General features: G+C 73.9%; 16 protein-coding genes. 10 read left to right on the forward strand and 6 right to left on the reverse strand.

The genetic code is table 11. The features are described from left to right. Positions 1-71: 71 nt before the first annotated feature. Positions 72-950: an alpha/beta hydrolase gene (locus AB0J53_RS20930; RefSeq protein WP_364174570.1), complete on the forward strand. Its 879-nt coding sequence runs from the start codon at positions 72-74 to the stop codon at positions 948-950. 31 nt (positions 951-981) lie between these two features. Continuing rightward, positions 982-1,872: a hypothetical protein gene (locus tag AB0J53_RS20935; protein WP_364174573.1), complete on the forward strand. Its 891-nt coding sequence runs from the start codon at positions 982-984 to the stop codon at positions 1,870-1,872. Between the two features lie 15 nt (positions 1,873-1,887). Here the strand turns inward: AB0J53_RS20935 and AB0J53_RS20940 are convergent, their stop codons facing one another. The 3 genes from AB0J53_RS20940 to AB0J53_RS20950 form a co-directional block, all read right to left on the reverse strand. Further along, a complete protein-coding gene (locus AB0J53_RS20940) occupies positions 1,888-2,814 on the reverse strand; it encodes a hypothetical protein (protein ID WP_364174576.1) in 927 nt (308 codons plus the stop codon). Beyond that, the gene (locus AB0J53_RS20945) at positions 2,811-3,587 is read right to left on the reverse strand and encodes a hypothetical protein (protein WP_364174578.1); all 777 of its coding nucleotides are present in this window, start codon (positions 3,585-3,587) and stop codon (positions 2,811-2,813) included. The genes AB0J53_RS20940 and AB0J53_RS20945 overlap by 4 nt, the downstream gene beginning before the upstream one ends. Positions 3,588-3,665: 78 nt before the next feature. After that, on the reverse strand, positions 3,666-4,409 hold the full coding sequence (locus AB0J53_RS20950) for an SDR family oxidoreductase (RefSeq protein WP_364174580.1): 744 nt from the start codon (positions 4,407-4,409) through the stop codon (positions 3,666-3,668). Positions 4,410-4,490: 81 nt separating this feature from the next. On the opposite strand from AB0J53_RS20950, the gene AB0J53_RS20955 reads away from it, so the two are divergent. Genes AB0J53_RS20955 through AB0J53_RS20965 form a run of 3 tightly spaced genes read left to right on the forward strand, consistent with a single transcriptional unit; the run spans position 4,491 to position 7,664 of the window. Next, a complete protein-coding gene (locus AB0J53_RS20955) occupies positions 4,491-4,961 on the forward strand; it encodes an Rrf2 family transcriptional regulator (protein ID WP_364174583.1) in 471 nt (156 codons plus the stop codon). 46 nt (positions 4,962-5,007) lie between these two features. After that, positions 5,008-7,095, forward strand: a complete 2,088-nt coding sequence (locus AB0J53_RS20960; RefSeq protein WP_364174586.1) for a molybdopterin-dependent oxidoreductase — start codon at positions 5,008-5,010, stop codon at positions 7,093-7,095. Next, positions 7,092-7,664 carry a hypothetical protein gene (locus tag AB0J53_RS20965; protein ID WP_364174589.1) on the forward strand — a complete coding sequence of 191 codons (573 nt, stop codon included), beginning with the start codon at positions 7,092-7,094 and terminating at the stop codon, positions 7,662-7,664. Before AB0J53_RS20960 ends, AB0J53_RS20965 begins: the two co-directional genes overlap by 4 nt. A gap of 357 nt (positions 7,665-8,021) precedes the next feature. On the opposite strand, the gene AB0J53_RS20970 is transcribed toward AB0J53_RS20965, so the two are convergent. Beyond that, positions 8,022-8,798 (reverse strand): alpha/beta hydrolase, encoded by a 777-nt coding sequence (locus AB0J53_RS20970; RefSeq protein WP_364174592.1) that lies wholly within the window; start codon positions 8,796-8,798, stop codon positions 8,022-8,024. A 49-nt stretch (positions 8,799-8,847) separates the two neighbouring features. Between AB0J53_RS20970 and AB0J53_RS20975 the strand changes: the two genes are divergently transcribed. Further along, entirely contained in the window at positions 8,848-9,306 is a 459-nt protein-coding gene (locus AB0J53_RS20975) for a MarR family winged helix-turn-helix transcriptional regulator (protein ID WP_364174595.1), read from the forward strand. A 13-nt stretch (positions 9,307-9,319) separates the two neighbouring features. Here the strand turns inward: AB0J53_RS20975 and AB0J53_RS20980 are convergent, their stop codons facing one another. Beyond that, positions 9,320-11,461 carry a transglycosylase domain-containing protein gene (locus tag AB0J53_RS20980; RefSeq protein ID WP_364174598.1) on the reverse strand — a complete coding sequence of 714 codons (2,142 nt, stop codon included), beginning with the start codon at positions 11,459-11,461 and terminating at the stop codon, positions 9,320-9,322. A 149-nt stretch (positions 11,462-11,610) separates the two neighbouring features. On the opposite strand from AB0J53_RS20980, the gene AB0J53_RS20985 reads away from it, so the two are divergent. After that, the gene (locus AB0J53_RS20985; RefSeq protein ID WP_364174601.1) at positions 11,611-12,534 is read left to right on the forward strand and encodes an NAD-dependent epimerase/dehydratase family protein; all 924 of its coding nucleotides are present in this window, start codon (positions 11,611-11,613) and stop codon (positions 12,532-12,534) included. A gap of 32 nt (positions 12,535-12,566) precedes the next feature. Here AB0J53_RS20985 and rph read toward each other — a convergent pair whose 3' ends face one another. Continuing rightward, on the reverse strand, positions 12,567-15,203 hold the full coding sequence (rph, locus tag AB0J53_RS20990) for a rifamycin-inactivating phosphotransferase (RefSeq protein ID WP_364174604.1): 2,637 nt from the start codon (positions 15,201-15,203) through the stop codon (positions 12,567-12,569). Between the two features lie 83 nt (positions 15,204-15,286). Here rph and AB0J53_RS20995 point away from each other — a divergent pair, with 83 nt between their 5' ends. The 3 genes from AB0J53_RS20995 to AB0J53_RS21005 are packed head-to-tail and all read left to right on the forward strand — an operon-like array spanning position 15,287 to position 18,041. Continuing rightward, complete coding sequence (locus tag AB0J53_RS20995; protein WP_219518891.1) at positions 15,287-16,096, forward strand: oxidoreductase; 810 nt, start codon at positions 15,287-15,289, stop codon at positions 16,094-16,096. A gap of 7 nt (positions 16,097-16,103) precedes the next feature. Continuing rightward, positions 16,104-16,712, forward strand: a complete 609-nt coding sequence (locus tag AB0J53_RS21000) for a TetR/AcrR family transcriptional regulator (protein WP_219518888.1) — start codon at positions 16,104-16,106, stop codon at positions 16,710-16,712. Between the two features lie 24 nt (positions 16,713-16,736). Next, the gene (locus tag AB0J53_RS21005; RefSeq protein ID WP_364174607.1) at positions 16,737-18,041 is read left to right on the forward strand and encodes a hypothetical protein; all 1,305 of its coding nucleotides are present in this window, start codon (positions 16,737-16,739) and stop codon (positions 18,039-18,041) included. The last annotated feature ends 10 nt before the right edge of the window (positions 18,042-18,051 follow it).

Here is an 18,051-nt window from a genome sequence, read left to right on the forward strand (position 1 = left end):
ACTGACCGGCTGCTGACCCCCGCCGGGCACGCTGGACCGCGTACCACTGGAAGCACCACCGAAAGGCCCTCATGAACCCCCGGATCAGCGGATTCGACCACCACCGCGTCACCGTCGCCGACGGCGTGACGCTGAACGCCGCCGTCGGCGGCTCCGGCAGCCCGATCGTGCTGCTGCACGGCTTCCCGCAGACGCACCTCATGTGGCGGCACGTCGCCGCCGACCTGGCCGCCGACCACACCGTCATCTGCCCCGACCTGCGCGGCTACGGCGCCAGCGACAAGCCCGGCGACCCGGACGGCACCGCGTACGCCAAGCGCACCATGGCCGCCGACATCGTCACGCTCGCCCGCGAACTGGGCCACGACCGGTTCGCCCTGGCGGGGCACGACCGGGGCGCCCTCGTCGCCGTACGCGCCGGGCTCGACCACCCGGACGCCGTCACCCACCTGGCGTCCCTAGACGTCCTGCCCACGCTCGACATGTGGGACGTCATGCGCGGCGCCGGCGCGGCCGTCGGCTGGCACCTCTACCTGATGGCCCAGCCGCCCGGCCTGCCCGAACAGCTCATCTCCGCCGGCGCGGACGCCTTCTTCGGCCACTTCCTCGACGTCTGGACCACCGACCCGGAGGCGATCCCGGCGGACGTACGGGCCGCGTACCTGAAGGCGTCGCGCGAGGCCGTGCCGTCGATCGTCGCCGACTACCGCGCGACGGCCGGCATCGACCTGGACCACGACCGGGCCGACCGCGCGGCCGGCAACCGCCTGCGCATGCCCGTCACCGTGCTCCAGCAGGACTGGGGCGCCGCCCTCGGCTACGACGCGGAGGCGCTGTGGCGGGCCTGGGCGCCCGACCTGGTCCACCGCACCGTCACCTGCGGCCACTTCATGGCCGAGGAGGCCCCCGCCGTCGTCGTCAAGGAGCTGCGCGCGCTCCTGGCCAGGTAGACGTGTCGGCCGGGCCGCCTACCATACGGCCATGACCACGCACGGATTCACGCTGACCGCCGAGGGCCCGTTCGACTTCGGCGCGTCACTGCGGTTCGTCGAGGACTGGCCGGCCACCGCCGCGCTGCCCTCCGACGGGCGGGCGCTGCGCTTCGCCTACTGCGCGGAGTCGGACTGGCGGCCGATCGGCGTGACCGTGACCGCCGCGCCCGGCGGGGTCGCCGTCGCCACCACGCGCCCGGCGGGGCCGGCGATCCGGGGCGAGGTGGCGCGGATCCTGTCGCTCGACGTCGACGGCACCGGCTTCGCCGAGCTCGGCGCGAGCGACCCGATCCTCGGCGACCTGCAACGGCGCAGCCCCGGCCTGCGCCCGGTGTGCTTCTGGAGCCCCTGGGAGGCGGCCTGCTGGGCGGTGATCGTCCAGCGTTCGTCCATGCTCATCACCTCGCGCATCAAGCAGCGCATCGCCGAGCGTCACGGCGCCCGCGTCACCGTCGACGGCACCGCCTACGCGGCCTTCCCGCCGCCGGTCTCGCTGCTCGACGCGGGCGGGCTGGGCCTGCCCGCGCAGAAGGAGGAGTGGCTGCGCGGCCTGGCCCGCGCCGCGCTCGACGGCGTGCTCACCACCGAGCACCTGCGCGCCCTCGACCCGCGCGACGCCCTGGCCGAGCTGCGCGCCCTCCCCGGGGTGGGCCCGTTCTCGGCCGGCCTCATCCTCATCCGCGGCGCGGGCGCCCCGGACGCCTTCCCGGGCGACGAGCCGAGCCTGTTCGCCATCCTCCGGGAGGCGTACGGGCTGCCGGAGGACGCCCCGGCCGCCGCCTACCGCAAGGTCGCCGACGCCTGGCGCCCGTACCGCTCCTGGGCGTCCTTCCTGTTCCGCGCCTCCACCTACGGCACCCCGGCCGACCAGCCGTCCTGACCGGGCACGGCCTGGTCAGGGGCAGGGTGGGGGTGTGGTGACGTGGAAGAACTCCAGGCGGATCGACGGGTCGTCGTGCAGGGCGATGGCGCGGGCCTGGGGGGTCGTCGCCCAGCAGGACGGCAGCAGGAAGTAGCGCTGGTCGGCCCGGATCAGCAGCCGCAGCCCGGCGTAGCGGTAGCGGAACTTGGCCGTCTCGTCCGGCAGGCGGGTCTCGGTGACGCCGGGGCCCTCCAGGTAGAGGCGGTGGGGCGTGTAGATGACCACGCCGGGCAGCAGCGCCGGGCTGTGGCGGAGCTGCTCCACCGCCCGGAGGCCGCGTAGCTGCGCGTACACGGCGACGGACCACAGCAGCAGGACGGCGAGCAGGGCGACGAAGATGGCCCGCCGGACGACGCGGACCCCGTGGGGTTCGACGGCGTAGCCGGGCGGGCGGGGGAGGCTCCGGGCGCGCAGGGAGGCGGCGTAGCCGAGCGCGAGCACGCCGAGCCCCAGGCAGGCGGGGGCGACCGGGGCTCTGACCTTGTACTCGACCCAGCCGGCCAGCCCGAGCACGCCGACGACGACGGCGGCGAAGCCGAGCACGTCCAGCACGATCACGAACCTGCGCATGGCGGCCGGCCGGGCGGCCAGGCGGCGGACGAGCACCGCGTGCGCCGGCAGCGCGACGAGGACGGCCAGCAGGAGCACGGCCAGCGGTTCGATGGTGGAGGCGACGCTGCGCAGCGCGTAGTCCTGGATCGACAGGCCGAGCACGCTCTGGTCGACGCCGAGGCTGGCGAAGAAGGTGTTCGTGCGCACTGAGCCGAAGTAGACCATGAGCGCGGCGACGATCGTGGTCGGCGTGACGATGTGGGCCAGGACGCTGCCCAGCCGCGCCAGGTCCTGACTCACGCCGGGGCCGGCGTCGTCCTCGTCGGGGTTCTCGCCGAGTTTCTTCACGTTTCTTCGGGGAGGGGTTCGGGTTCGGGCTCCGGTTCGGGCTCCGGCTCAGGTTCCGTCTCGGGGGCCGTGGGCGGGGTGGTCCCGCCGGTTTCCGTCGGCACGGGGTCGTGGGTGGGCTCCGAGGGGCGCTCCTCCTCGCCGGTGGGGGAGCCGGTGGGGGAGCCGATGGGGGCGCCGGTGCACGCGGGCAGCGCGCCGGGCTTCTCCGCGCAGGCCTCCTTCAGGTACGGGCCCGTGTCCCGGCCGAGCCCGGCGAGCCGGGCCAGGCTCTCCTGGGCCTTGGCCGGCTCGCCGACGGCCGTGTAGCTGACGAGCTGGGCGTGGTACATGAGCTCCAGGAACTGGGGCCGCGTGTCGGCGGGCAGCTCGGCGTCCAGCCGGTCCGCCGCGTCGAGGCTCTTGATCGCCTCCTCGTAGCGGCCCAGGCTGGCCTTGGCCGCCCCCGCGCACACCAGCGCGACGGCCACCGTGCTGGAGTCGCCGCCCAGGTTCGCGGGCCGCTGGTTCGCGTGCCGGTCCATGCGCCGCGCCGCGAGCTCGTACTGGCCGGACGCCAGCAGCTTCTGGCACTCGCGGCACACGGCCACGGTCGTGTCGGGCACGTCGCCGCCGCCGGTGGACGGCACGAGCTCGCCGTTCGGCTTGATGGCCGGTTTCGCCGACACGCGCGGTGACGGCGCGGAGTCCTGGGAGCCGCCGCAGCCGCCCGCCAGCGCCGCGCCGGCGGCGAGCGCGAGCGCCGTCAGGGCCGCTGACCAGGTTCTCCCCACGGCTCCGGTCATACCGTCGCAGCGTGCCCCGCTCCCATCCGGCGTGGGAAAAACCTGGCCAAATCCGCGCACCGGAGGTCACCGGACGGTGGCCAGCCACTCCTCGAACGTGGTCGGCGCGATGCGGGCGCCCTCGCCGGGCAGCAGCACCTCACCGGCCATCGACGTGCCGAAGAGGCCCGACCACGTCGGCACCAGCTTGACCTCGCGGCCGCGGGCCTGGTGGGTGCGCCGGGCCATGTCGACGAGGTCCTGCGTCTCGGGCCCGGCGAGGTCGGCGTGGCGGCCCAGTGGCGCGCCGGTGGCGATCTCGGCCAGGACGGCGGCCACGTCGGCGGGCGCGACCGGCTGCACGAGCAGCGGCGCGATCGTGGCCACGCCGTCCTGCTCGGTCCAGCCCGCGACCATCTCGGCGAAGTCGTGGAACTGGGTGGCCGGGACGATCGTCCACGGCACCGGCCCGGCGGCCACCAGGCGCTCCTGCTCCCGCTTGCCGGCGTAGTGGGCGTTGCCCTCGACGCGGTGGATGCCGGCGATCGAGAGCAGCACGTGGTGCCGGACGCCGGCCCGCGCCTCGGCGGCGAGCAGGTTGCCCGTGGTGGTGGTGAAGAACTCCACCGCCTCCTCGCGGCGGCCGGCCGGGCCGTTGGTGGCGTCGACGACGGCCTCGACGCCGGTGAGCGCCGCGTCGAGCCCGTCGCCGGTCATGAGGTCGACGCCGAGCGCGCGGCTGATGCGCACGACGTCGTGCCCGTCGCGTTCGAGGGCGGCGACGGTCAGGGATCCGATGTTGCCGGTGGCGCCGGCGACGGCGATCCGCATGATGATCTCTCCTTCTTCCCGTGGGGTCACGACCATATCTCGGACTAAATGGATCTGCAATATCCGCGATATGCTGGTGGCGTGAAGCTGCCCGTGAGCACCGAATGGCTGTTGCACTGCGCCACCACGCTGGCCCAGCTGGAGCCAGGCGCCACCGCGTCGGCGGCTCAGCTCGCCGACTACTACGATCTGCCCGCCCCCTACCTGGCCAAGCAGTTGCAGGCGCTGGTCCGGGCCGGGGTGCTGGCGGCGACGACCGGCCCGCGCGGCGGGTTCCGGCTGGCCCGCCCGGCCGCCGACATCACGCTGCTGCGGATCGTCGAGGCCGTCGACGGCGCGGCCTCGCCGTACGAATGCCGTGAGATCCGCCAGCAGGGGAGAGGCGCGCTGCCGCCGGAGGACTGCCGGGACGCCTGCGTGCTGGCCGCGAAGATGGCCGACGCGCACCGGGCCTGGCGCGACAGCCTGCGCGGGGTCACGCTGGCCGACATCCTCGGCGAGCTGCCCCCGACGGCCCCGGCGCGCACCCGCTCGCGCCTCATGGTGAAGTGAGGGGCCGCCGCTACAGGTGTAGCAATCGGCTGCTACAACTGTAGTCATGACGAAGGCCATCACGTGCACGCTGTGCGAGGCGATGTGCGGCCTGCTGATCACCACCTCCGGCGACCGCGTGACCGGCATCCGCGGCGACGCCGACGACCCCCTGTCGGCCGGGCACCTCTGCCCCAAGGCGCTCGCCCTCGCCGACCTGCGCGACGACCCCGACCGCCTGCGCGCCCCCGTACGCCGCACCGCCGACGGCTGGCAGGAGATCACCTGGGACGAGGCGTACGACCTCGTCGCCGGCGCGCTGGCCCGCATCCGCCGGCGGCACGGCGCCGACGCCGTCGCCACCTACCTGGGCAACCCCGTCACCCACAGCCTCGGCGGCATGACGCACGCGCCGCCGTTCGTCAACCTGCTCGGCAGCCGCAACCGCTTCACCGCCGGATCGGTCGACCAGCTTCCCCACCAGGTCGTCGCCCGGCTCCTGTACGGCCACCAGTGGCTGCTCCCGGTCCCCGACATCGACCGCACCGCGTACTTCCTGATCTTCGGCGCCAACCCCGCCGTCTCGAACGGCAGCCTGATGACCGCCCCCGGCATGACCCGCCGCATCCGCGCGCTGCGCGAGCGGGGCGGCACGGCCGTGCTGTTCGACCCGCGCCGGACCGAGACCGCCAGACTCGGCGTCGACCACCACTTCATCCGCCCCGGCACCGACGCCGCCCTCATCCTCGGCCTGCTCCGCGTCATCCTCACCGAAGGCGCCGCCACGCCCGCCGCGTACGTGGACGGGCTGGACGAGGTCCGCCACGCCGTCGAACCCTTCACCCCCGAACGGGTCGAGGCCGCGACCGGCGTCGAACCCGGCACCGTCCGGCGGATCGCCCTGGAGTTCGCCGCCGCGCCGGCCGCCGCCTGCTACGGCCGGATGGGCGTGTCCACGCAGCGGTACGGCACGCTGTGCCAGTGGGGCATCCAGCTCCTCAACATCGTCACCGGCAACCTCGACCGGCCCGGCGGCACCCTCCTCACCAGGCCCGCCGTGGACGCGATCGGACAGCTCGACCCCGGACGCCGGGGCCGCTGGCACAGCCGGGTGCGCGGGCTGCCCGAGTTCGGCGGCGAACTGCCGCTCGCCGCCCTCGCCGAGGAGATCCGCACCCCCGGCCCAGGCCAGGTCCGCGCCCTGCTCACCGTCGCCGGCAACCCCGTGCAGTCCGCCCCCGGCGGGCCCGCGCTCGACCAGGCGCTGGCCGGGCTGGAGTTCATGGCCGCCGTCGACTTCTACGTCAACGAGACCACCCGCCACGCCCACGTCATCCTGCCGCCCACGGAGCCCCTCGAACGCGACCACTACGACCTGGTCTTCCGCATGCTCGCCGTCCGCGACACCGCGCGCTACTCGGCCGCCGCCTTCCCCAAACCGCCCGGCGCCCGGCACGACTGGGAGATCTTCCGCGACCTCGCCCGCCGCTACCGCCGCCTCGTCCGCACCGGCCGGTGGCGCGACGCCCTCATGCTGCGGCTGCGCCCCGACCGGATCGTCGACCTCGCCCTGCGGACCGGCCCGTACCGGCTCTCACTGGCCCGGCTGCGCCGCCACCCGCACGGGATTGACCTCGGCCCGCTGCGCCCCGGCCTGCCCCGGCGGCTGCGCACCCCGCGCAAGCGGGTGCGCGCCGCCCCGCCGCCGCTCCTCGAAGCCGCCCGGCAGGCCGCCGCCGGCCTGCTCACCCCCGCCGAGCCCGGGACGCTGCTCCTCATCGGCCGCCGCCACCTGCGCGACAACAACTCGTGGATGCACAACTCGGCCCGGCTCACCAAGGGCCGCCCGCGCCACCACCTGCTGATGCACCCCGCCGACCTCGCCGCCCGCGGCCTCGCCGACGGCGCTCCGGTACGCGTCCGCTCGGCGACCGGCGAGGTGACCGTCGAGGTCGCCGCCAGCGACGACCTCATGCCCGGCACCGTCAGCCTGCCCCACGGCTACGGCCACGACCTGCCCGGCGTACGGCTGACCCGCGCCCGCCACCTGCCCGGCGCCCGCATCAACGCCCTCACCGACCCGGCCGCGCTCGACCAGCTCAGCGGCACCGCCGTGCTCAACGGCGTCCCCGTCACCGTGGAGCCCTGCCCATGACCCCCCGCAGCCGGCGGGCCGCCGACGCCGCCATCGAGGTCCTCGCCGACGAAGGCATGCGCGGCCTCACCCACCGCGCCGTCGACGCCCGCGCCGGGCTGCCGCCCGGCAGCACCAGCAGCTGCTTCCGCACCCGCCTCGCCCTGCTCGACGCGCTGCTGGCCCGCATGCTGGAGCTGGACGAGGCGTCGATCGTACGCCTGCCGCCCGACGCGTGGAGCAGCCGCGAACGGGTCGCCGCGACGCTGGCCGGGCTGCTCGCCCACTGGCTCGGACCGGCGCGGACCCGGACCCGGGCCCGCATGGAGCTCTACCTCGACGCCGCCCTCCACGCCGCCCTCCGCGCCCAGCTCGACGCTGCCAGCGCCCGCTTCCTCCACCTCGCCGCCACTGGCCTGCGCGCCGCCGGGGTGCCCGGCGCCGACGACGCGGCCCGCATGCTCGTCGCCCAGCTCGACGGCGTCCTCTTCGACGCCCTCGCCCGGCCCCTTCCGGTGGCCGCCCAACCCGCCTGGCTCGAGTACGCCGCCCGCACCATCGCCCACTCCATCCCCGACCCCACCCCATAACCGAGGCTGGGGCGCTCCCGCTCCTCCGAGTGCAGCCCGCACCCGCCCCGGCGTCCCTTCGGGCTTGCTACCGGGGTGGCCTGCCCGGGGGAGGCCGCTCCCGCTTGTACGGACGCGCGCCCGCGTCGGGACCGGGGTCCCCCTGGGGTGGCCGCCTTCCGGGGAGGCCGCTCCCGCTTGTACGGGCGCCCGCCCGCGCCGGGACCGGCGTCCTCCGGCCGGAGCTCGTCCCGGTTCGGGGGCCTCTGGTTTTTGGGAGGCCGCCCCATGCGGTGCGTCCCTTCCGGGGCGCGCTGGATGGGGCGCGGGGCCCCCGGACGCTCCGGTTCTGGGGTGGGGGCGTACCGCTCTCGGGGGTCAGAGGGTGTGGAGGAAGGATTCGAGGGTTTTGTTGTAGGCGTCCGGTTGTTCCAGGTTGGGGTAGTGGGCGGTGCCGGAGATGGTGTGGGTGCGGCCGTGGGGGACGGTGGTGGTGAGGCGGTCGGCCATGCCGAGGTGGTCGGGCGAGTCGAGGGAGCCGTTGATCGCCAGGACGGGGACGCGGACGGCCGGGAGCCGCTCCCAGGTGTCGTGGACCGGGACGAGGTGGTTCGGCTCGCCGGGGGCGTGTTTGGACATGGTCTCGCGGGCCATGCGGCGCAGGCGGGCGACCACGTCGGGGTCGAGGGTGTCGAGCGCGCGGTGCGGTCCGGCGGCGAAGAGCAGGTGTCCTTCGACGGAGGCGTCCAGGTCGCCGGCGGCCATGGCGGCCTGCCAGCCGGCCCAGGCCCGGGTGGTCCAGGGGTCGGTGAAGTACGGCTCGCTGGTCCCGGCTCCGGTGACGACGACGGCGCTGACGAGGTCGGGATGTTCGAGCGCGGTGTCGACGGCGGTGGCGGCGCCCATGGAGACGCCGACGAGGATCGCGGGCCCCGTGCCGAGGTGGCGTAGCAGGGCGGCGAGGTCGTCGGTGAGCCGGTAGGGCTCGGTGGCGTTGGGGGAGCGGCCGTGGCCGCGGGCGTCGGGGGCGATGACGCGGAAGTGCTCGGCGAAGGCGGGGATCTGGTCGTCCCACATGCGGTGGTGGAGAAACCCGCCGTGCAGGAGGACGAGGGGACGGCCGGTGCCGGATTCGGTCCAGAACAACTCACTCATGACAACCAAGGTGTCATCTTCCGCTCAACATGGCAACTAAGGTGTCATCATGAGCGAGAGTGGCGACGCGGTGACCGACCGGCTCACCGAGGTGTTCGACCTGGTGGGCCCGCTCTACCGGCGCGCCCAGCGCAAGGTGGAGCTGGACGCCCCCATCGAGGGGCTGTCGGTGGGCGTGCGGGCGGTGCTCAACATGCTGCGCGAGCACGGCCCCATGACCGTTCCCCAGATGGGCCGGGACCAGGCGTTGAGCCGCCAGTTCGTGCAGCGCATGACCAACGACGCGGCGGCGCGCGGGCTGGTCGAGTTCGTGCCGAACCCGGCGCACCGGAGGTCGTCGCTGATCCGGCTGACGGAGGCGGGCCGGGCCGCGATCACCGCCGTGTTCGACCGCGAGCGCGCCATGCTGCGGCAGATCGGCGGCGACCTGACCGAGGCCGAGATCGCCGCCTGCCTGCGCGTGCTGTCACGCCTCCTGCGCCACCTCGACGACGTGGACGTCGACTAGGGGGGACGTCGGCTTAGAACGCGTCGTCGTCGGCCGGCTCGGCGGTGGCGTCGTCCGGGTGGTCGGCGGCCGGCGCGCAGCCGAGGTCGCAGCCGCCGAACCGGTCCGCGTCGACCGGCGTGAACGGGGTCGCCGGCACGCCGCGCAGCGCGGCGGTCATCGTGTCCTTCCAGATGGGGCCGGGCAGCGAGGCGCCCTGAACCGACCCGTAGTAGCGTCCGCCGATGGTGACGCCCGTCAGCTTGTGGCGCTGGGAGCCGCGCGGGTCGCCGATGCTGACGGCCCCGGCCAGGTCCGGGGTGAACCCGGCGAACCAGGCGCTGGCGTACCCGTCGGTGGTGCCGGTCTTGCCGGCGGCCGGCCGGCCGATGCCGCCGACGCCGCTCATCGTGCCGTGCGTGAACACCCCGGACAGGATGTGCGCGGTGGCGTCGGCGACCCCGGCGTCGAGCACCCGCTCGCAGCGCGGCCGGAACGTGGTGGCCTTGCCGTCCCGGCCGACGACCTTGGTGATGGCCATGGGCGGGCAGTACGTGCCGCGCGCGGCGATGGCGGCGTAGGCGGTGGCCACGGTGACGGGGTCGCTCTCGTTGATGCCGAGCGTGAACGTCTCGAACTCCCGCAGTTCCTCGCCGTCCGCCCGCTTGATGCCGAGCGACCTGGCGGTCTGGACCGTCGGGCACAGGCCGACCCGCTCCTGCAGCTCCATGAAGAACGTGTTGACCGAGCCCCAGGTGCCGGTGGCGAGCGTCTTGAAGCCGGGCGACCCTTCGTCGTTGGTGACGGTCCACGACGGGTCGCCGACCTTGCGGCCCGCGCAGTCGGTGAACGAAGTGGCGGAGGGTGCGGTGTAGCCGGCGCCGGCGGTGATGCCGTCGTCGATCTTCATGCCCTGTTTGAGCGCCTCGATCAGCGTGAACGTCTTGAACGTCGAGCCCGCCTGGAAGCCGATCAGCCCGCCGTGGTCCATGTCGGCCACCGCGTTGTAGGAGATCTCGTTCTTGCGCGCCGAGCCGCCGAAGGGCCGGCTGGCGGCCATCGCCCGGATCGCGCCGGTGCCCGGCTGGACCAGCGCCTCGGCGGCCAGCGCCCGGTCGGAGGCGTGGACGTGCTTCTTGATGGCGGCCTCGGCGGCCTTCTGGGCGGCGGGGTCGAGCGTGGTGTGGACCTTGAGCCCGCCCTGGCTGAAGGCGGCCTCGCGCTGCCGCCGGGTCTTGCCGAAGGCGGGGTCGGACAGCAGCTCGTGCCGGACGTATTCGCAGAAGTACGGGTAGCGGCTCTCCTGGCAGCCGTTGGGCTGTTTGACACCCTTGTAGCCGAGCTTGCGGGCCTTGGCGGCGGCGGCCTGCGCGGGGGTGATCCGGCCCAGCTCGGCCATCCGGTCGAGCACCACGTCACGCCGCTGCCGCAGCAGCTCGCGGGCCTTGGCGCCGCGGTCGGGCGAGGTCGCGTTGGGGTCCTGGACGGCACCGGCCAGGGTGGCGGCCTGGGCGAGGTCGAGCCGGGCGGCGGAGACGCCGAAGAAGCGCCTGGCCGCGGCTTCGACGCCGTTGGCGCCCGCGCCGAAGTAGGCGATGTTCAGATACTTCTCCAGGATCTGGTCCTTGGTGTACTTCTGCTCGACGGCCATGGCGTGGCGCAGTTCCTGCAGCTTGCGCGCGTAGCTGGCCTCCAGGGCCGCGTTCTTCTCCGCCTCGGTGCCGGCCGCGTTGAACAGCACCTGCTTGACGTACTGCTGGGTGATGGACGAGCCGCCCTGGCTGATGCCGCCGGAGGTGAGGTTCTTGACCAGCGCGCGGGCGGTGCCCTCGACGTCGATGGCGCCGTGCTCGTAGAAGCGGTCGTCCTCGATGGCGACGATGGCGGTGCGCATCACCTCGGCGATGCGCTCCAGCGGGACGACCTTGCGGTCCTGGGCGTAGAACTGGGCGATCCTGCGGCCTTCGGCGTCGTACACCGTGGTCTTCTCCGCCAGCGGCGGCTCCACCAGCTCCTCCGGGCGCAGGTTGAGCGCTTCGGTGCCCGCGACGAGCACCGCGCCCGAGCCGCCCACGGCGGGCAGGGCGAGCGCGGCGGCGACCAGCCCGGCGGCGGTGGCGGCGGCGGCCAGCCGGGCGACGCCGGACATGCGGGTACGGGAATGCGACCTGGACATGGCGGCCATGACAGCACAGGCATCCACAGACTGTCCAAGACCGATATCAATCGCCCTTTGATATCCAAACAGATATCAAGGCCGGTGCTGTCACATCGCGGGCCGCTGTCCCGTCCTCCCCGTGCTGTCCAACAGACGAGGAGGTCTTCATGAGGGTGTTGCTGGCCGGGGCGACCGGCGCGATCGGGGTGCCGCTGCTGTCGGCGCTGGCCGGAGCCGGGCACGAGGTGGTCGCCGTCATCCGCGATCCCGCCAAGCGGCGGCTCGTCACCGACGGCGGGGCGGTCGCCGTGATCGCCGACGTGCTCGACCGCGACGCGCTGCTGCGCGCCGTCGACGGGGTGTCGGCCGACGTGGTGATGCACCAGGCCACGGCGCTGCGCAACGCCTCGCGCAGGCTGACTCCCGACGACCCGACGATCGCCCTGCGCGGCCGGGGGACCGCCAACCTGCTCGACGCCGCGCGGGTGGTCGGCGCGCACCGGTTCGTCACCCAGTCGCTGATCACCGGCTACGGCTACCGCGACAACGGCGAGCGGCTGCTGACCGAGGAGGACGAGTTCGGCGTGCACGTCGGCACCGTCGCCGACCTGGTGACGGACTCCAGCGTGGCGACCGAGCGGCAGGTGTTCGCCGCCGAGGGCATCGAGGGCATCGCCCTGCGCTACGGCATGTTCTACGGCAAGAACGCCTTCAGCGACATGTTCGCCGACATGATGCGCAAGCGGGCGCCGGTGCTGCCGCGCGGCAGGACGGGCACCACGTCCTTCGTCCACGTGGCCGACGCCGCGGCGGCCGCGGTCGCGGCGATGGAACGCGGCAGGCCGGGGGAGGCGTACAACATCGTCGACGACGAGCCGATGAGCTGGCGCGACTTCCTGATGACGGTGGCGCGCACGCACGGCACCCCGCGCCCGGTCGTGACGCCGAGGTGGCTGCTCCGGCTGGCGGTGCCGTATCTGGGCTGCCTGCTGATCGACACCACGACGCGGGTCTCGCACGCCAAGGCCACCCGCGAGCTGGGCTGGGCTCCGGTGCACCGGAGCGTGCCCGAGGGGCTGAAGGCCCGCTGACGACCCGCCGGGGCGGCGCCGCCCCGGCGGTCTCAGAGGATCTCCACGTACCCTTCGCCGCCGTTGACCCGGATGCGCTGCCCGTCCTCGATCCGCCGGGTGGCGCCCTCCACGCCGACGACCGCGGGCAGCCCGTACTCGCGGGCCACCACGGCGCCGTGCGTCATGACCCCGCCGACCTCCATGACGACGCCCTTGACCGAGACGAACAGCGGCGACCAGCTCGGATCGGTGAACACGGTGACGAGGATGTCGCCGTCCTCCAGGTCGGCCTCGGCCATGCTGCGGATGACCCGCGCCCGGCCCTCCACGACGCCCGACGACACGGGGATGCCCGCCAGCGCCCCCTGCGGCAGCGAGCCCGGCTCGTACGCGCCGGAGATCACCTCGCCCTCCGACGTGATCACGCGCGGCGGGGTCAGCTTCTGGAACGTCTCGTGCTCCTCCCGCCGCCGCGTGATGAGCGAGTAGTCCAGCTCGCCGGTGTTGACCGCCTTCCTGAACTCCTCGATGGACAGGAAGTACACGTCCTCGGGCGCCTGGACGACCCCGCGCGCGGCGAGCTTGGCCGCCTCCTCCATGAGCGCCCGCTTGTAGACCTCGTAGCGCAGGAGCAGCGCGTGCTTGGAGTACTCGCGGTAGCCGATGAAGTGCCGGATCAGGCTCATCTTCTTGGCCGCCTTCTTCGCCTTGCCGGCGCCGCCGGGCAGCGCACGCAGGCGGGCGAGCAGGTCGGCCATCGTGCGCTCGGCGTCGGCGCGGCCCTGCTCCGCCTTGCGGAGGCGCTCCCCGGGCGGGAAGTTGCGGATGTTGCTGAGGATGAGCGGCACGAGCAGCGTCGGGTCCTCGCTCCACCGGGTCCTGGTCAGGTCGATGTCACCGGCGCAGTGCATCCCGTACGTGTCGAGGTAGCGGCGGATGGCGTCGGCGGCCTCGGCCCCGCCCTCCAGCCCGGTCAGGCCGTCGTAGAAGGTGTCGCGCCGGGCCGTCTCCAGGTAGCGCAGCACCTCGGGGTGGTCGCGGACGGCGTCGGCGACGTCGAGCAGGTCGAGCCCCATCGCGGCCACCACGTTGTGGTCGGCGGACTGGGCGACGGCGTCGGCGGCGTTCTTGACGCCCAGCCAGGACTCCATGTGCTTGTTGACCCAGTTCACCGACTGGATGCCGAGGAAGGCCGCCGCCACGCTGCGCGGGTCGAAGGTGAGCTCGGCGAGCACGTCGTGGTCGTCGACGATGCAGGCGAACAGCTCGTCGCCCGACTTCCCGGCGATCTCGCGCCGCAGCCGCGCCACGGTCGCCTCGGTGTGCGCGATCAGGTCGGGCACGACGCGCGGGTCGTCCTCGCGGGCGAGCTTGAGATACTGCTTGGCGATCGGCAGCACGCCGCCCTCGCCGAAGTCCAGCATCGAGGTCTTGCCGCGGGCCAGCCCGGCGACGAAGTCCTTGCGCGTGAGCACGGCCCGCAGGGCGTTGGCCATCAGCACGTCGACCTGGTCGAGGCTCTTGAGCGTGGCGGGCCTGGCCCAGGCCGAGGTGAGCTCCGCCGAGACGTCCTTGTAGAAGCGGTTGCCGGCCACGACGCCCGCCGTGCGGCCCAGCTTGTCGTGCAGCAGCGCGAAGAACGACAGGCCGAGGGGCGCGAAGGCGTCGGTCATCATCTGCCGGTGCCCGTAGGAGACGTACACGTGGTTCTTGTCGTCGCCGGCGGGCGGAACGGGGTAGAGCGTGGTGACGGGGCGGCTCTGCAGGACGTGGAACGCGCCGTCGTACAGCGCCCACTCGATGTCCTGGGGGCGGCCGAAGTGCGCCTCGATCTCCCGGCCGAGGCGCTCCAGCAGCAGGATCTGCTCGTCGCCGAGCTTCTGCGCGGACTGCCGGGCGGGCTCGACCGGGAGCTCCTCGGTGCCGCCGGACGGCAGCCCGCGCAGCTCCATCGTCTGCGTGGCGATCTTCCTGTCGATGATCCGCCCCGCCCTGACGCGGTAGTTGTCGGCGTTGACCAGCCCCGACACGAACGCCTCGCCGAGCCCGTACCCGGCGTCGATCGACACCACCCGGCGGTTGGCCGAGACCGGGTCGGCGGTGAACATGATGCCCGCCGCCTCGGGGAAGACCATCCGCTGCACGACCACCGACAGCCGGACCAGGCGGTGGCCGAAGCCGTTCTGGATGCGGTAGGCCACGGCCCGGTCGGTGAACAGCGACGCCCAGCAGCGCCGCACCGCGTCGACGATCGCCTCGGCGCCGCGCACGTTCAGGTAGGTGTCCTGCTGGCCGGCGAAGGAGCTGGAGGGCAGGTCCTCGGCGGTGGCGCTGGAGCGCACCGCGCAGGGCGCCTCGTCGCCGCCCATCCCGCCGAGGTGGCGGACGATGTCGTGCCGGATCTCCTCGGGCACGGTCAGGCCCTCGATGGCGGCGCGCAGCCGGGCGGCGGCGGCCGCGATGCCGGCCCGGTCGTCGGCCCGCAGCCCGGACAGCCCGTCGATCAGCGCGGCGACCGCCGGGTCTCGCTCGACGACCTGCTCGTACGCGCCGGTGGTGACGCAGAAGCCCGGCGGCACGCGGACCCCGCGGATCGCGGACAGCTCGCCCAGGTTGGCCCCCTTCCCGCCGACCAGGGGGAGGTGCGTCTTGTCGATGTCTTGGAACCCGAGTACGTAGGCACTCATGGCTGATCCCGTCTCTCATCCGATTTCAATACAGCACTGTACTGTATTGAAATCGGGACACGCCAACAGGGAAGGACGTCCCCATGACTGCCAAGATCTGCCTGGTGACCGGAGCCTCCTCGGGCATCGGCCACGCCACCGCGCTGGAGCTGCGCCGGGCCGGCCACATCGTGTACGGGGCCGCGCGCCGCGTCGACCGCATGGCCGGGCTGCGACAGGCCGGGGCCCACCCGCTGGCCATGGACGTCACCAGCGACGACGACCTGGCCCGCGTCGTGGCCGCCGTCCTGGACGAGCACGGCCGGATCGACGTGCTCGTCAACAACGCCGGGACCGGCCTGCACGGCGCCGTCGAGGACGTGCCCGTCGACCGCGCCCGCCGCCTGTTCGAGGTCAACCTCTTCGGCCCGGCCCGGCTCACCCAGCTCGTCCTGCCGCACATGCGCGAGCGCCGCTCAGGCACGATCGTCAACGTCTCCTCGATCGCCGGCGAGATCTCGCTGCCCCTCGTCGCCTGGTACCACGCCTCCAAGCACGCCCTGGAGACCTGGTCCGACTCGCTGCGCCAGGAATGCCTGCCGTTCGGCGTCCGCGTGGTGGTCGTGCAGCCGGGCATCATCCGCACCGAGTTCGAGGAGGACACGCCGCGCGAGCTGCGCGAGACCTCCGGCGGCGGGGCCTACGGCGCGCTCGCCGAGTCGATGGCCAGGCGCGCCGAGGGCAACACCAAGGGCTCCCCGCCCGCCGTGGTCGCCCGGGCCATCAGGACCGCGGCCGAATCGCCCCGGCCCAAGTCCCGCTACCCGGTCGGCTACCTGGCCAGGACGCTCCTGGCGATGCACCGGATCCTGCCTGACCGGGCGTTCGACGCCCTGGTCACGAAGGCGGGCTAGCCCGGCCATGAGACGACCCGGCCGGCCGCGCAGCAGGGAGGTGGACGCGGCGGTCCTGGCCGCTGCGCTCGACCTGCTCATCGAGCGCGGCGCCAGCCAGACCAGCATCGAGCAGATCGCCCAGCGCGCCGGAGTCACCCGCGCCACCGTCTACCGGCGCTTCCCCGGCAAGACGGCCCTGCTCATCCAGGCCATCGAGTCGGTGCACCACGACCACGGCCCGGGGGCGCTCGACTGGCCGGACATCGACCGCATGCTCGACAACTGGGCGGCCTACCTGAGCACCCCCCGCAACCGGCGCATGCTGCGACGGCTGTACGGGGCCGTGGACGACTACCCCGAGCTGCCGCGCGCGTACCGGAACTCCCACGGCGGGCGGCGCGCGGCGGCCGAGCACGCGGCGCTGCGCCGCTCGCGCGAGCGCGGCCAGCTCCCGCGCGAGAGCGACCCCGACACCGTCCAGCAGCTTCTCAACGGCGCGGTGCTGCACCACCTCGGCGCCTACCCCGACACCGAGAGCGCCGAGGCGGTCAAGGCGTACTTCGTGGCCATCCTGCGGCAGGCCGGATACCGCACGGATGTCACATCGGGCCGCCCGCCGCCGTCTGCTCACTGACGGACGACTGGGGGAGGGGCTGCGGTGATTCTCGCGCACGGGATCGGCGGGCGGTCGGATCTGCCGATCCCGCTCTGGCTGGCGCTGTACGCCGGGGCGGGGGCGGTGCTGATCGCGTTCTTCGCGGTGTCGGTGCTGCGGCCACGGCAGCGGCAGCGATCGGGCGGGGTGCCGCTGCCCCGGGCCGCGCAGCGGATCGCCGCCGCGCCCGCCGTCCGCGCGCTGCTCAGGGCGGCGGGCCTGGCGGCGCTCGCGCTGTTGCTGGCCACCGCCTGGTTCGGGGCCGCCGACCCGGCGCGCAACCCGGCGCCCGCCTGGTTCTACGTGTGGTTCTGGGTCGGCCTGATCCCGGTGTCGCTGCTGTTCGGGCCGCTCTGGCGGCTGGTGAACCCGGTGCGCGCGCTCGCCGCCGCCGTCCGACGGCTCCTGCCGGAGGCGGCGCGCCGCGAGCCGCCGTCCGGCCGCGCCGGCTCCCTGCCGGCGGTCGCCGGCATGGTCGCCTTCCTCTGGCTGGAACTGGCCTCCCCCGACCCCGGCTCGCCGCGCGCGGTGGCGCTCTTCGTGACCGGGTACGCGCTGGCGCACACGGTGGCCGGAGCCGTGTTCGGGCCGCGCTGGTTCGACCGGGCGGACTCCTTCGAGGTGTACGCCGGGCTGCTCGCCGCCCTGTCGCCGATCGGCAGGGACGAGGCCGGGCGGCTGGTGCTGCGGACGCCCCCGGCCGGGCTGCGCGCCGGTCGCGCCGACGCCGGGCAGACCGCGCTGGCGCTCGTGGTGCTGGGCGGCACCATGTACGACGGCTTCAGCAGGCTGCCGGTGTGGACCGGGATCACCGGCGTGCTCGGCGGCCCGGCCGCGACGCTGCTGACCACGGCCGCGCTCGGCGTCGTGATCGCGCTCAACCACCTGGCCTACCGCGACGCGCTCCGGATGACCAGGCCGTACGCCCGGCCGTCGGCGGGCGTGGCCGACGCGTTCACGCACTCGCTGGTGCCGGTCATGGTCGGCTATAGCGTCGCGCACTACTTCTCCTTCGCCGTCTTCGAGGGGCAGCGGGGCTGGCTGCTGGCCGGTGACCCGTTCGGCCTCGGCTGGGACCTGTTCGGCGCCGGGGACGCGGCCGTCGACTACACGGTGCTGGCGCCGTCGCTGATCGCCGCCGTCCAGGTGGGCGCGATCGTGCTCGGCCACATCGGCGGCGTGGTGTCCGCGCACGACCGGGCGCTGGAGGTGGTGCGCGCCGGGGAGCTGCGGACCGGCCAGTACCCGATGCTCACGCTCATGGTCGTCTACACCGGCCTCGGCATCACGCTGATGTCCGCGGGCTGAGCCGTGTCAC

It is taken from the genome of Nonomuraea sp. NPDC049725 (assembly GCF_040674795.1).
Taxonomy (GTDB): Bacteria; Actinomycetota; Actinomycetes; order Streptosporangiales; family Streptosporangiaceae; genus Nonomuraea; species Nonomuraea ceibae.

What these genes read in the sequence shown, in the direction of transcription:
- AB0J53_RS20930 (WP_364174570.1), top strand. Translation starts at nt 72, where the DNA reads ATGAACCCCCGGATCAGCGGATTCGACCACCACCGCGTCACCGTCGCC.
- AB0J53_RS20935 (WP_364174573.1), top strand. Translation starts at nt 982, where the DNA reads ATGACCACGCACGGATTCACGCTGACCGCCGAGGGCCCGTTCGACTTC.
- AB0J53_RS20950 (WP_364174580.1), bottom strand. Translation starts at nt 4,409, where the DNA reads ATGCGGATCGCCGTCGCCGGCGCCACCGGCAACATCGGATCCCTGACC.
- AB0J53_RS20960 (WP_364174586.1), top strand. Translation starts at nt 5,008, where the DNA reads ATGACGAAGGCCATCACGTGCACGCTGTGCGAGGCGATGTGCGGCCTG.
- AB0J53_RS20965 (WP_364174589.1), top strand. Translation starts at nt 7,092, where the DNA reads ATGACCCCCCGCAGCCGGCGGGCCGCCGACGCCGCCATCGAGGTCCTC.
- AB0J53_RS20970 (WP_364174592.1), bottom strand. Translation starts at nt 8,798, where the DNA reads ATGAGTGAGTTGTTCTGGACCGAATCCGGCACCGGCCGTCCCCTCGTC.
- AB0J53_RS20975 (WP_364174595.1), top strand. Translation starts at nt 8,848, where the DNA reads ATGAGCGAGAGTGGCGACGCGGTGACCGACCGGCTCACCGAGGTGTTC.
- AB0J53_RS20980 (WP_364174598.1), bottom strand. Translation starts at nt 11,461, where the DNA reads ATGTCCAGGTCGCATTCCCGTACCCGCATGTCCGGCGTCGCCCGGCTG.
- AB0J53_RS20985 (WP_364174601.1), top strand. Translation starts at nt 11,611, where the DNA reads ATGAGGGTGTTGCTGGCCGGGGCGACCGGCGCGATCGGGGTGCCGCTG.
- rph (WP_364174604.1), bottom strand. Translation starts at nt 15,203, where the DNA reads ATGAGTGCCTACGTACTCGGGTTCCAAGACATCGACAAGACGCACCTC.
- AB0J53_RS20995 (WP_219518891.1), top strand. Translation starts at nt 15,287, where the DNA reads ATGACTGCCAAGATCTGCCTGGTGACCGGAGCCTCCTCGGGCATCGGC.
- AB0J53_RS21000 (WP_219518888.1), top strand. Translation starts at nt 16,104, where the DNA reads ATGAGACGACCCGGCCGGCCGCGCAGCAGGGAGGTGGACGCGGCGGTC.